The sequence below is a fragment of the Streptomyces sp. NPDC014734 genome, from assembly GCF_043083325.1.
Taxonomy (GTDB): domain Bacteria; phylum Actinomycetota; class Actinomycetes; order Streptomycetales; family Streptomycetaceae; genus Streptomyces.
In genome coordinates, this window is the sequence record NZ_JBIBYN010000004.1 from 285858 (window position 1) to 299247 (window position 13390).

Below are 13390 nucleotides of genomic sequence, written 5' to 3' on the forward strand. Positions count from 1 at the left end.
ACGGCAACTCGCCTGCTCCGGAGCCAGGTTGGCGCCGACGTCCGAACGGGCGCGGACACCGCCGCCGGCGCGGTGACGGCGGCACGCGGTCACCCACCGCCGACACGATCCCGGCCGTCCTCGCACGGGTGTCCTCGCATCGAGCGCGGTCACGGAGAATGGGCATGTGCGCTACGGCATCCTCGGGACCACCCGGGCACTCCGCGACGACGGCACGGCCGTCACCGTCGGCGGGGCGCGGCTGCGCGCCCTGCTCACCGTCCTCGCCCTGCGCCCCGGCCGGTCCGTCCCGGCCGCGGTGCTTGTCGACGAGGTGTGGGACGGCGACCCGCCGGCCGACGCCACGGGTGCGCTCCAGGCACTCGTCGGGCGGCTGCGCCGGGCGCTCGGCCGCGCGGCGGTCACCTCCGGCGAGAGCGGCTACCGGCTGGCCGCCGAGCCGGACGACGTCGATCTGTACCGCTTCGAGCGGCTCGCGGGGGAGGGGGCGCGGGCGCTGGCGGAGGGCGACCCGGCCAAGGCGCGGGCCGTGGTCGACGACGCACTCGCCCTGTGGCGCGGACCGGCCCTGGCCGACCTGCCCGACCGCGGCGCCGTCGCGGCCCGCTGGACGGCCCGGCAGCTGGAGGCCCGCCGCACCGGGCTCGCCGCCTCCCTCGCGCTCGGCCGGGCGGACGAGGTCCTGCCCGAACTCGCCGCCCTGTGCGCCGAGTACCCGATCGACGAACCGCTCCAGGCGCTGCGGCTGCGTGCCCTGCGCGACGCCGGACGCGCGGCCGAGGCACTGGCCGCCTACGACGAGGTGCGGGCCCTGCTCGCGGACCGGCTCGGCGCCGACCCGGGTCCCGAACTGCGCTCCCTGCACGCCGAGTTGCTTGACCGGAGCCCGGCGGTCGGCCGGTACCCGGCCGCCGTCGCGCCGACGTCCCCGGCGCCCTCTCCCGCCGTCCCGCGCCATCCGGCCGTCGCGGAGCCCGTCGCCGCTCCGCGCCCGCCCGCCGCCGCGCGGGGGAACCTCCGGGCCCGGCTCACCAGCTTCGTCGGGCGCGACGACGACATCGGGGCCCTGCGCGCGGACCTCTCGCGGACCCGGCTGGTCACCCTGCTCGGCCCCGGAGGCGCGGGCAAGACCCGGCTCTCCCAGGAGGCCGCCGAGTCCGTCGCCCCCGCCTGGCAGGACGGCGTCTGGCTTGCCGAACTCGCGCCCGTCGACGACCCGGAGGCCGTACCGGAGGCCGTACTGAGCGCGCTCGGCGCCCGCGAGACCGTGCTCCGCGGGGCGGGCGCCGAGGAGATGCGCGTCGCCGAGGGCAACGCGGGCGACCCCCTGGTGCGGCTCACCGAGCACTGCTCCCGGCGCCGGATGCTGCTGCTCCTGGACAACTGCGAGCACGTCATCGGGGCCGCCGCCGCCCTCGCCGACCACCTCCTCGCCCACTGCCCGGGCCTCACCGTGCTGGCCACCAGCCGCGAACCCCTCGGGGTACCCGGTGAGTTCGTCCGCCCCGTCGACCCGCTGCCCGACCCGATGGCGCTCCGGCTGTTCGCCGAACGCGGCGCCGCCGCCCGGCCGGGCTTCCGGACCGACACGGACCGGGAGACCGCCGAGGCCGCGGCCGAGATCTGCCGACGCCTCGACGGACTGCCGCTCGCCATCGAACTCGCCGCCGCCCGGCTGCGGATGCTCACCCCGCGGCAGATCGCCGACCGGCTCGACGACCGGTTCCGGCTGCTCACCAGCGGGGCCCGCACCGTGCTGCCCCGTCAGCAGACGCTGCGCGCCGTCGTCGACTGGTCCTGGGACCTGCTCGACGAGGCGGAACGCGCCGTGCTCCGCAGACTCTCGGTCTTCGCGGGCGGCTGCACCCTGGCCGCCGCCGAGTCCGTCTGCGCCGACGGCCCCCGGGGCGGGCCGGAGGTCGCCGCGCTGCTCGGCTCGCTCGTCGACAAGTCCCTCGTCGTCGCCGCGCCCGCCGAGGACGGGGAGATGCGCTACCGGTTGCTGGAGACCGTCGCCGAGTACGCCGCCGAACGGCTCGACGCGGCGGCGGAACGGGACACCGTGGAGCGGCGCCACCTGGTGTACTACCGGGAACTGGCCCGGACCACCGACCCGAGGCTCCGGAACGCCGGCCAGCGCGACGCCATCGACCTCTTCCGGCGCGAGTACGAGAACCTCCGCACCGCCCTGCGCCGCGCCGTCGCCGCCCGCGACGAGCAGGAGGCGCTCTGCCTGGTGCTGTCGCTGTGCTGGTACTGGCAGATGCGGGACCTGCGCGCCGACGCCCTGCACTGGGCCGACGCGGCCGCCGCCCTGGGGCCCGACCCCTTCGCCGGGCCCGCCGAACCCGTGCCCTCCCTGCACGAACGCTGCACCGCCGCACCGCCGCCCATGCCGCCCGCACTGCTCCAGGAGGCCCGGCGTCAGGTGGCCCTGGTCCAGTTGGCCACCATGGACCACGACCGGGACGTGTGGACGAACGAGAAGGGCATGGCCCGGCTGCGCGTCATCGCGGAAACCTACCGCCCGGGCCAGCCGCAGACCTGCCGTGCCCCGGCATCGCTGTGGTTCTTCGCGGTCATGATGACCGGGGAGGCCGACGACCTGCGTGCCCTGCTGGACGAAACGGTCCGGGCCTGCCGTGAGTTCGGCTACGAGTGGGAGCTGGCCGGCGCGCTCCAGATGCGGGCCAACGTCCTGGCCAACCGGACCGACTGGGTGGGCGAGGCGCGCGCGGACGCCGACGAGAGCCTGGAGATCTTCAGCCGGCTCGGCGACGACTGGGGCGCCGCCGAGGCACTCTCCTCCCGCGGCGAGGCCAACGAGAAGCGCGGCGCGTACGTACACGCGGTCGAGGACTACCAGGCCGCCATCGGACACGCGGAGAGGCTCGGTGCCCGGTCCCAGGTGCTCGTCCTCCAGTCCCGCTACGCGTCCGTGCTCACCGAGCTCGACCGCGGCGACGAGGGCGAGGCGATCATGCGGGGTGTGATCGAGGAGGGGCGCGGGGCGAGCCACGAGGCGATGCCCGGCGCCCGGCTCCACCTCGCCCTGTGGCTGGGCCGCACCGGCCGCACCGCCGAGGCGCGCGAGCAACTCGGCGTCCTGCGCGAGGAATTCCGTTCCGAGACGCTGGCGATCTTCGACGGGTTCCTGCAGGGCGCGCTGGCCTGGCTGGACAACCAGGAAGGCCGGTACGCCGAGGCCCTGCCCAAGGGGCTGACGGCGCTGGTCCGGTCCCAGGACCGGCTGTCCCGGATGGTGGCCCCCCACATGCCGGTCATCCAGCTGGTCGGTGTCGCAAGGGCCCTGGCCGGTCTCGGCGGCGAGCGTCGGGCCGTGCTCGCGGCCCGGCTGCTCGGGGCCGGGCGCGGACTGCTGCCCCCCATGCACGTACCGACGTCGATGGAGCGGCACGACTGGGCCGAGGCGGAACGGGCGGCCGTCGCCGTCCTCGGCCGGGCCGCCTACGACACCGCGTACGCCGAGGGCGGCGGCCTCACCCTGGAGGAGGCCACCGCCCTCGCCGAGACGTACCGGGACTGACGACACCCGGAACCGGCACCCGGCGGTGCGGGAGGAGCGGTGTCCGCCGCGCCCCGGCGCATCGGCCGCCGGGACCGGGCCGCCCCCCCGTCGGCCGATGCGCCGCACCGTCCGGCGGGGTGCCGGGGACTCAGCTCCGCTTGCGGAACTTGGCCACCGCGAGCGGGGCGGCCACCGCGGTGATCGCGACCGCCCAGCCGAGCGTCAGCCACACCGCGTGGGCGACCGGGCCGCCGATCATCAGCCCGCGCGCCGCGTCCGCCAGGTTGGACAGCGGGTTGTAGTCGGTGAACGCCTGGAGCCAGCCCGGCATCGTGGCGGGCGGGGCGAAGATCGACGAACCGAACTGGAGGGGCATGAGCACCAGGAACCCCAATCCCTGAACCGCCTGGGCGGTCTTCACCGACAGACCCAGCAGGATGAAGATCCACATGATCGCGGCGCCGAACACCATCGACAGGCCGACCGCGGCGAGCAGGCCGAGCACCGAGGTCTTCACCTGCATGCCGAGCAGGAAGCCCATGCCCAGCAGGATCGCCGTGGCGACCAGCATCCGGCCCATCTCGACGAAGATCTTGGCGATGAGGACCGACGAGCGGGCGATCGGCATCGTCCGGAACCGGTCCATGATCCCCTTGCGGAAGTCGTCGTTGACCCCCGTGCCGACCGCGGTGGCGATGTTCATGCCCATCATCGCCATCAGACCGGGGATGACGTAGTTGATGTACGTCTGCCGGTCGCCGCCCAGGCTGGAGCCGATGGACCCGCCGAAGACGTACACGAACAGCAGGGTGAAGACGATGGGCATGAGCAGCACATCGAACATCGACTCCGGATCCTTCTTGATCTGGAGCAGATTGCGCCGCATCAGCGCGCCGATGTGCCGCAGGTTGCCGCGCACCCCGATCCGGCCCTCGTCGGCGAGCGGCCGCGGTCGCCCGGCGGGGGCGGAACCGGTCGTGGCGGGCTTCTGGATCGTCGTGCTCATGCTGCGACCTCCGCGGGGATCGTGTCGGTGGCGGAAGCGCTCTTCTCGCCGGTGATCGCCAGGAACACCTCGTCCAGGCTGGGCAGCGCGGTGGCGACGTGCGCCAGCGAGAAGCCCCGGGTGCCGAGCAGGCCGATGACGGCGGTCAGCTGCTCGTCGCTGAGGATCGGTACGTACAGCAGGCCCTCGTCCGGGACCGCCTGGGCACCCGCGACCCCGTCGAGACCGGCCTCCTTGAGCGCCTGCGCCATCGCGGGGAGCTGCGCCGGGTCCGAGGGCCGGATCTGCAGGGTGCGGCCGCCGACCTTCGCCTTGAGGTCGTCGACCCCGCCGCTGGCGATGATCCGGCCCTTGTCGATGACGGTGAGCTCGCTCGCGAGCTGTTCCGCCTCCTCCATGTACTGGGTGGTGAGCAGCACGGTCGCCCCCTCCGCGACCATCCGCTGCACCTCGTCCCAGACCTCGTTGCGGGTCCGGGGGTCGAGTCCCGTCGTCGGCTCGTCCAGGTAGAGGACGGCCGGGCTGCCGATCATCGACGCGGCGAGGTCGAGGCGCCGCCGCATGCCGCCGGAGTAGTCCATCGCGGCCCGCCGGGCGGCGTCGGTGAGCGAGAAACGCTCCAGGAGTTCGTCGGCCCTGGCCCGGGCGGTCCTGCGCGGCAGGTCGAGCAGCCGCCCGATCATGTAGAGGTTCTCCCAGCCGGAGAGCTTCTCGTCGACCGAGGCGTACTGTCCGGTCAGTCCGATGGTGCGGCGCAGCTGCCGGGGCTGCTTCACCACGTCGTAGCCCGCGACGGTGGCGTGTCCGGCGTCGGGGACGATCAGGGTGGACAGGCAGCGCACCAGCGTGGTCTTTCCGGCGCCGTTGGGCCCGAGCACACCGAGCACGGTGCCCTCGCGGACATCGAGGTCCACGCCGTCCAGAGCCTTGGTCGAGCCGTAGTGCTTGACCAGTCCCCGGACCTCCACGGCGTTCGAGCCGTTCCTGGGGTTCTTGTCGTATCGCGTCATGCCCACCATGGGACCAGGTGCCACCGACAGTCCGCCGACAACAGGCCGACAGCCCGCCGATGGGGGATGTCGGCGGGCTGTCGGTGGTGCGGGCGGTGGACCGTGACCAGGACCTTCCCGGTGGCCGGGCCCCGGTGGACCGACGCGCGCGAGCACGCGTGGCCCGATGGGGCCCGGCCACCGCCTGGTTCTAGTGGAAGGTGTGCTCGGCGGCCGGGAACGCGCCGCCGACGACCTCCTGCGCGAACTCCTTCGCCGCGTCGCCCAGCACCTGGCGGAGGTTCGCGTACTGCTTGGTGAAGCGCGGCACCTTGCCGCCGGTCAGCCCGACCATGTCGGTGTAGACCAGCACCTGGGCGTCCGTGTCGGGACCGGCGCCGATGCCGACGGTCGGGATGTGCAGGACACGGGTGATCTCGGCGGCCAGTTCGGCCGGCACCAGCTCCAGGACGACGGCGAACGCCCCCGCGTCCTGCACGGCCTTGGCGTCGCGCAGCGTCTGCTGCGCCGCTTCCTCGCCGCGCCCCTGGACCCGGTAGCCCATCGCGTTCACGGACTGCGGGGTCAGGCCGATGTGGGCCATCACCGGGATACCGGCGTCGACCAGCAGCCGGATCTGCTCGTGGCTGCGCTCCCCGCCCTCCAGCTTGACCGCGCCGACGCCGGACTCCTTGATCAGCCGGGTGGCGTTGCGCAGGGCCTGGACGGGTCCTTCCTGGTACGCCCCGAAGGGCAGGTCGCCGACGATCAGCGCGCGCCTGGTGCCCCGTACGACGGCGGCGGAGAGCACCGCCATCTCGTCCATCGTGACGGGTACGGTGGTCTCGTAGCCGAGGTGGCAGTTGCCCATGGAGTCCCCGACGAGCATGACCGGGATGCCGGCCTCGTCGAAGACGGAAGCGGTCATCGCGTCGTAGGCGGTGAGCATGGGCCACTTCTCACCGCGCGCGGTGGCGGCGGCGATGTCGTGGACGGTGATGCGGCGGGTGCTCTTTCCTCCGTACAGCGCCTTGCTGCTGTCGGTGGTGGCTCCCGCGGCGGAAGAGGTGGGTGTGTTCCGCGCAGCCTGAAGCGACATGTGCGTATGGCTCCTTCGTCATCTCAAGGCGCCCTGACGGCGTCCCTGGACCGGTTCCATGGTGGCATCCCGTGCCCGTCCCCGGGAAGTGGGCCGGCGCACGGTCGAGGAAAACGGGCCGGGTGCCGACGCCGGGAGCGTGAGATAAAGACATGACGCGAGGTAAAGACATGATCAATAATTCCGATACGAGACGGTCTCGTATCGGAATCGACTAGGCTCCTCGGCATGTCCATACCGTCGGGCGCTCGCACCGCCCCGCCCCAAGTTCCCGAAGCGGTCCACCGCCGCCGCTGGGCGATTCTCGTCGTCCTGATGTTCAGCCTGCTCATCGTGGTGCTGGACAACTCGATCCTGAACGTCGCGGTCAAGACCATCGCCAGCCCCGCCCCCACCGGCATCGGTGCCACCCAGAGCGAGCTGGAGTGGGCCATCAACTCCTACACGCTCGTCTTCGCCGGAATCCTCTTCACCGCGGGGCTCCTCGGCGACCGGCTCGGCCGCAAGAAGGTGCTGCTGTTCGGCATCTTCCTCTTCGGCGTCGGTTCCGCCCTGGCCGCCATGTCCGAATCGCCCGGCGAGCTGATCACCTGGCGGGCGGTCATGGGGTTCGGCGCCGCGTTCGTCATGCCGGCCACGCTCGCCGTCCTGATGAACGTCTTCGAGCGCGACGAACAGCCCAAGGCCATCGGCATCTGGGCCGGCAGCGTCGGCCTCGGCATCGCGATCGGACCGATCACCGGCGGGCTGCTGCTCGAACACTTCTGGTGGGGCTCCATCTTCCTGGTGAACGTCCCCGTGGTGGTCATCGCCCTGATCGCGATGGCGCTGCTGGTCCCGGACTCCAAGGACCCCAAGCCGGGCCGGCTCGACCCGTTCGGCGTCCTGCTGTCCATCGTCGGCCTGGTCCTGCTGGTCTACGGCATCATCCGGGGCGGCGAGCTCGGCGACTTCACCGACGCCACCGTGCTCCTCCCGGTCGTCGGCGGCCTGGTCGTCCTCGCCGCGTTCGTGTGGCACGAGCGGCGCAGCAGCCACCCCGCCCTCGACGTCTCGTACTTCAAGAAGCCCGCCTTCTCCGCGGCCGTCGCCGCCATCGCGCTGGTCTTCTTCGCGCTGATGGGCGTGACCTTCTTCTCCGCCTTCTACATGCAGAGCGTGCGCGGCTGGAGCGCGTTGCAGTCCGGTCTGCTGGTCCTTCCGCTGGCCGTGGCCCAGATAATCTTCTCGCCGAGCGCCCGGCTGGTGGTGGACCGGTTCGGCGCCCGGGCGGTGTGCGCCGTCGGGATGCTGCTGGTGGCGGTCGGCCTCGCCGCGTTCGTCCTGTTCGACGCCGACACACCGATCTGGGTGATGTGCGTGGTCCTCTTCGTCCAGGGCCTGGGCATGGCGCACGTGATGCCGCCGGTCACGGTCGCCGTGATGCAGGCCCTGCCCAGGGAGAAGGCGGGCTCCGGGTCGGCCGTCAACAACACGTTCCGGCAGGTCGGCGGGGCGCTCGGGATCGCCGTGCTCGGTTCGGTGCTGTCCACCGTCTACCGCGACGGCATCGAGGGGCACCTCGGAGCGCTCCCGGCCGACCTCCGCAAGGTGGCGGGGGAGTCGATCGAGGCCACGCTCGGCATCGCGGACGGGCTGGGCCCGGCCGGTGCCCCGCTGGTGACGGCCGCGCACGACGCGTTCCTGGACGCCATGCACGTCACCGCCGCCGCCTCGGCGGTCGTCGCCCTGGTGGGCGCGCTCGTGGTCGCGCTGTTCCTGCCGGGCCGGACCCCCGCCGGGCAGCCGCCCGCCGCGGCCCGCGAGGAAGAGGCGTCCGTGCCGGCCGGCGCGGGCCGCTGACGGCGCGGGAGGACCCGATGGACCGCCCCCGGGGCCCGGCTCGTCCCCGGAACCCGAGGGCGGTCCGCACGGATACCGCCGCCGTCGGCGAGAATCGGAATCGCCAACGGTGCGGCGAAAGGTGGATTCAGGTGCGGGCAGAGGCGCAGGCGCAGGACCGGGACAGCCCGGCCCGGCACGATCCGGAACCCCGCAGGGGCCGGCCGCGCAGCGCGGCGGCCGAGCGGGCGATCCTGGACGCCGTCGTCGAACTGCTGGAGGCCGGCGAGCCCCTGGCCGCCGTGTCCATCGAGCGGATCGCCCGGACCGCCGGGGTCGGCAAGGCCACCATCTACCGGCGCTGGAGCGGCAAGGAGGAGCTCTTCGTCGACGTCCTGCGCGACATCGAGCCCCCGGAACCCGTCGTCTCCGGCACCGACGGCCTCGACGACCTGCGGCTGCTGCTGGAGTCGATGCGCAGACGCGGCCTGGCCCAGCGCTCGTCCGTCCTGCTCCACAACGTCTTCGCGCAGATGAAGAGCCATCCCAAGCTGTGGTCCGAGTACCACCGCACCGTCATAACGCCCCGCCGCACCGCCGTGCTGGCCGCCGTGCGACGGGCCGTCGAGGCGGGCGAGCTCCGCGCGGACCTGGACGTGGAACTGATGGACGACCTGTTCGTCGGCCCCATGCTCGTGCGCACCATCCACCGGCCGGACGCCGCGCTGCCCGACGATCTCACCGACCGCGTCGTCCGGGCCCTGATCGAGGGGCTGGGGCCGGTACGCCCCTGAGGCCCCGGCCGTCGAACGTCCCCGGACGTATCAGCGCCCCAGGCGCCCGAAGTGCCGGGAACGGCCGGGATCCGCCCGAGTGTGATCGTTGTGTCACAAGCCCGCCGGGACACGCCCCGGCAGGAACCCGGGGCGCCCCGTCCTTCGTCCTCGTGACAGTACGGCCGTCGTGGACGGCAGGGAACACGTCGCGCGTCGCCCGGGGGCCGGTCCACCGGGCATCACGGGAGAGCCCTTAGGGTCGAGGGCGCGGCTACATGCACGGCAAGGTGAGGACAGCGCGATGGTGCAGGCGTACGGAGCGGACACCGGCAACGACCGTGCGGAGCCGCCGCGCACCGGATCCCGGCTCCGGGACCTGCGCGAACGGTGGGGACGGGCCCGGGGCATCTGGCGGCGCGGCGTCGTCCTGGCCGTCTGCTCGGTCCTCCTGACCCTCGTGATGGTCCTCCACGCCCGGATCCCGAACACCGTCGGCAACCTGGGCAGCCTCACCGAGACGTTCCTGCCGTGGATCGGGGTCTTCGTCCCGCTGCTGCTGATCCTGGGCCTGGTGCGCCGCTCGGCGACCGCGCTGATCGCCCTGCTGCTGCCGGTCGTGTTCTGGTTCAACCTGTTCGGCGGGCTCCTCACCGACAAGTCGGGCGGCGGCGGCGACCTCACCGTCGCCACGCACAACGTCAACGCCGACAACCCCGACCCCGCCGGGACCGCCCGGCAGGTCGCGGACTCCGGCGCCGACGTCCTCGCCCTGGAGGAACTGCCGAACGGCAAGGTGGCCAAGTACGAGGCGGCACTCGCCGGCCACTACCCGTACCACTCGGTCCAGGGCACCGTCGGGCTGTGGAGCAAGTACCCGATGCGCGACCCGCGCGAGATCGACATCAAGATGGGCTGGCCCCGGGCCATGCGGGCCACGGTGACGACGCCCAGGGGCGACGTCGCCGTCTACGTGGCCCACCTGCCGTCCGTACGCGTCAAGCTGCACGCAGGATTCACCGCCACCCAGCGCGACGGCAGCGCGGACACCCTGGGCGAGGCCATCGCCGACGAGCGGCTCGACAAGGTGATCCTGCTGGGCGACCTCAACGGCACGATGAACGACCGCTCGCTCAACGCGGTCTCCTCGCAGCTCCGTTCCACCCAGGGGGCCGCCGGCGACGGGTTCGGCTTCAGCTGGCCGGCGTCCTTCCCGATGGCGAGGATCGATCAGATCCTGGTGAAGGGGGTCGAGCCCATGGCGTCCTGGACACTCCCGGCCACGGACAGCGACCACCTGCCGATCGCGGCCCGCGTGGAGCTGTGACCGGGCGGCCTCATCCGCGCGAATCCGGGGCGGCGGGAAGCCTCAGCCGGCCCGTACGGGCGAGGAAGAGGACCAGGACGGCCAGGGCGATCCAGCCGGGCCAGCCCGCGAGGCTCATGTGCAGCGGATCCAGCGGGGCGTCCGCTTCCGCGAACTCCCTGACCATGCTCACACTGGTCGTGCTGACGAAGGCATGACCGACGACCGCCGGAACCACCGATCCGGAGGCCATCCGCAGCCAGGTGAACACCGGCAGTACCAGCAGGCAGCTCACCAGCATCGAGGGCACGGCGACGTACCACGGCCACCCCGGATACTGCCCGCCCATCAGCAGGGTCGGCAGGTGCCAGAGCGCGAAGGCGGTGCCCGTGCCCAGATAGGCCCGCAGGGACCGTCCGCGTCCCCCGCCCCCGGCGAGCCGCGGCAGCAGATACCCCTGCCAGCCCAGTTCCTCGCCGAAGAACAACGGCAGGGACACCACCAACTGCACCAGCGCCGTTCCGGCCCAGGCGGCCAGCGTGTGCGGGTTCACGCCACCGAAGGGATAGACACCCGCCGCCGTGCCGATGGCGAGCGTCGCGACGGTGAGACCGGCCGGGACCGCGACGGCCGCCAGCAGCCACCCGACCGCACGGGGCCACGGACTCGGCAGCCGCAGGGCGAGCGCGTCGCGCACCCGTCGTCCGTCGCGCTCCACCCATCGCACCACCACGATCGCGGCGAGGGCCGGGGCCATCATGGCCGCCGATATGCACAGGTTCTCCAGGCCGCCGGGGAGCGTCCGGCCGTCGGTGCGACGGAAGCCCGTGAGCAGCAGGGGCGACATGGCAAGCCACATGCCCGCGTACGCCAGGGCCAGGTAGACGATCAGGCCGCGGCGGGGCCGGGCGCGCAGAGGGAAGGTCTTCGATGGGGTGAGAGTCATACCGACGACGCTAAGATCGCCGCCGGTACGGCGGAAGGAAGCCCGCTCCCGTGCGGTGGTGGAGTCCGCTCCACCACCGCACGGGAGCGCCGGCCCCGCTCAGCCCGACTCGCGCCACCGGTTGGTGATCGGCAGCCGCCGGTCCTTGCCGAAGCCCTTGGGGGAGATCTTCGTGCCCGGCGGGTACTGCCGCCGCTTGTACTCCGCCGTGTCCACCATCCGCAGGGTCTTCGCCACCAGCGCCTCGTCGAACCCGGCGGCGACGATCTCCGCCAGTCCCCGGTCCCGGTCGACGTACAGCTCCAGGATCCGGTCCAGCACGTCGTAGTCGGGCAGCGAGTCGGTGTCCACCTGGCCCGGGCGCAGTTCGGCGCTGGGCGGCTTGGTGATCGACGCCTCCGGGATCGGCGGGGTCTGACCGCGCTCCTCGGCGGCGCGGTTGCGCCAGTTCGCGAGGCGGAAGACCGACGTCTTGTAGACGTCCTTGATCGGCCCGTACGCCCCGACCGAGTCGCCGTACAACGTGGAGTAGCCGACCGCCAGTTCGGACTTGTTGCCCGGCGCGAGGACGATATGGCCCTCCTGGTTGGAGACGGCCATCAGCATCGTGCCGCGCAGCCGGGACTGGAGGTTCTCCTCGGCGAGACCGGTGAGCCCCAGCGAACCCATGTACGCGTCGAACATCGGCTCGATCGGTACGGTGCGGAAGTTCAGCCCGGTCCGGCGGGCCAGTTCTGCCGCGTCCCCCTTGGAGTGGTCCGAGGAGTACTTCGACGGCATCGAGATGCCGTACACGTTCTGCGCGCCCAGCGCGTCACAGGCGATCGCCGCGACCAGCGCCGAGTCGATCCCGCCGGACAAGCCGATCAGCACGCTCCGGAAACCGTTCTTCGCCGCGTACGCCCTCAGGCCCACGACCAGCGCCGAGTACAGCTCCTCGTCGTCGTCGAGACGTTCCGCGTACCCCCCGGCCAGCTCCGGTTCGTAGGCGGGCAGGGGCTCCTCGGAGAGCACCACCCGCTCGATCCGCAGCCCGTCGTTCACCACACCGGCCGGCGGCTCGGCCGCCGCGGCCGGCAGGTCCAGGTCGAGGACGACACAGCCCTCGGCGAACTGCGGGGCGCGGGCGATCACCTCGCCGTCCCGGTCGACGACGATCGAGTCGCCGTCGAAGACCAGCTCGTCCTGGCCGCCGATCATGGCCAGGTACGCGGTGGTGCAGCCGGCCTCCTGGGCCCGCTTGCGGACCAGTTCCAGCCGGGTGTCGTCCTTGTCCCGCTCGTACGGCGAGGCGTTGATCGACAGCAGCAGCCCGGCGTCCGCCGCCCGCGCGGCGGGCACCCGGCCGCCGTCCTGCCAGAGGTCCTCGCAGATCGCCAGCGCCACGTCCACGCCGTGCACCCGCACGACCGGCATCGAGTCGCCCGGCACGAAGTACCGGAACTCGTCGAACACCCCGTAGTTGGGCAGGTGGTGCTTGGCGAAGGTCAGCGCGACCTGCCCGCGGTGCAGCACCGCGGCGGCGTTCTGCGGGGCGCCGGCCGGCTGGCCGTAGCGCGGCTGGGCCGTCCCGGAACGGTCGAGGTAACCGACGACCACCGGCAGCTCCCCGAGACCCTCCTCGTCGAGCCGGGCGGCGAGCGTGCGCAGCGCCGAGCGCGAGGCCTCGACGAAGGACGACCGCAGCGCCAGGTCCTCGACGGGGTAGCCGGTCAGCGTCATCTCGGGGAACGCCACCAGATGGGCGCCCTGCTCGGCGGAGTGCCGGGTCCAGTGGACGACCGCCTCGGCGTTGCCGGCGAGATCACCGACGGTCGAGTCGATCTGATTCAGTGCGAGGCGTAGTTGAGGCACGCGCACCAGTGTAATCGTCTGACTGACGCGATGTCCCGGTGGGCCGTCCCGCCGCCGCCCCGCCGCC

10 protein-coding genes are annotated in these 13390 nt (G+C 72.7%); 5 read left to right on the top strand and 5 right to left on the bottom strand.

Annotated features, from left to right (window positions below; translation table 11 throughout):
* Window positions 1–166: 166 nt before the first annotated feature.
* Window positions 167–3547 carry a BTAD domain-containing putative transcriptional regulator gene (locus ACF1CT_RS09955; RefSeq protein ID WP_391783300.1) on the top strand — a complete coding sequence of 1127 codons (3381 nt, stop codon included), beginning with the start codon at window positions 167–169 and terminating at the stop codon, window positions 3545–3547.
* Between the two features lie 130 nt (window positions 3548–3677).
* On the opposite strand, the gene ACF1CT_RS09960 is transcribed toward ACF1CT_RS09955, so the two are convergent.
* Window positions 3678–4535: an ABC transporter permease gene (locus tag ACF1CT_RS09960; RefSeq protein ID WP_391783301.1), complete on the bottom strand. Its 858-nt coding sequence runs from the start codon at window positions 4533–4535 to the stop codon at window positions 3678–3680.
* A complete protein-coding gene (locus ACF1CT_RS09965; RefSeq protein ID WP_391783438.1) occupies window positions 4532–5554 on the bottom strand; it encodes an ATP-binding cassette domain-containing protein in 1023 nt (340 codons plus the stop codon). Before ACF1CT_RS09965 ends, ACF1CT_RS09960 begins: the two co-directional genes overlap by 4 nt.
* 8 nt (window positions 5555–5562) lie before the next feature.
* On the opposite strand from ACF1CT_RS09965, the gene ACF1CT_RS09970 reads away from it, so the two are divergent.
* Entirely contained in the window at window positions 5563–5739 is a 177-nt protein-coding gene (locus ACF1CT_RS09970; protein ID WP_391783446.1) for a hypothetical protein, read from the top strand.
* Here ACF1CT_RS09970 and panB read toward each other — a convergent pair.
* A complete protein-coding gene (panB, locus tag ACF1CT_RS09975; protein WP_391783302.1) occupies window positions 5736–6623 on the bottom strand; it encodes a 3-methyl-2-oxobutanoate hydroxymethyltransferase in 888 nt (295 codons plus the stop codon). The genes ACF1CT_RS09970 and panB overlap by 4 nt on opposite strands.
* Before the next feature lie 228 nt (window positions 6624–6851).
* Here panB and ACF1CT_RS09980 point away from each other — a divergent pair, with 228 nt between their 5' ends.
* The 3 genes from ACF1CT_RS09980 (at window position 6852) to ACF1CT_RS09990 (ending at window position 10544) form a co-directional block, all read left to right on the top strand.
* The gene (locus tag ACF1CT_RS09980; RefSeq protein WP_391783303.1) at window positions 6852–8465 is read left to right on the top strand and encodes an MFS transporter; all 1614 of its coding nucleotides are present in this window, start codon (window positions 6852–6854) and stop codon (window positions 8463–8465) included.
* Window positions 8466–8596: 131 nt separating this feature from the next.
* Window positions 8597–9238, top strand: coding sequence for a TetR/AcrR family transcriptional regulator (locus tag ACF1CT_RS09985; RefSeq protein ID WP_391783304.1), 642 nt, complete (start codon window positions 8597–8599; stop codon window positions 9236–9238).
* Between the two features lie 283 nt (window positions 9239–9521).
* On the top strand, window positions 9522–10544 hold the full coding sequence (locus ACF1CT_RS09990; RefSeq protein WP_391783305.1) for an endonuclease/exonuclease/phosphatase family protein: 1023 nt from the start codon (window positions 9522–9524) through the stop codon (window positions 10542–10544).
* Between the two features lie 10 nt (window positions 10545–10554).
* Here ACF1CT_RS09990 and ACF1CT_RS09995 read toward each other — a convergent pair whose 3' ends face one another.
* Together ACF1CT_RS09995 and ACF1CT_RS10000 are read right to left on the bottom strand one after the other, a co-directional pair.
* The gene (locus tag ACF1CT_RS09995) at window positions 10555–11469 is read right to left on the bottom strand and encodes a type II CAAX prenyl endopeptidase Rce1 family protein (RefSeq protein WP_391783306.1); all 915 of its coding nucleotides are present in this window, start codon (window positions 11467–11469) and stop codon (window positions 10555–10557) included.
* A gap of 99 nt (window positions 11470–11568) precedes the next feature.
* Window positions 11569–13323 (bottom strand): NAD+ synthase, encoded by a 1755-nt coding sequence (locus ACF1CT_RS10000; protein ID WP_391783307.1) that lies wholly within the window; start codon window positions 13321–13323, stop codon window positions 11569–11571.
* Window positions 13324–13390 lie beyond the last annotated feature (67 nt).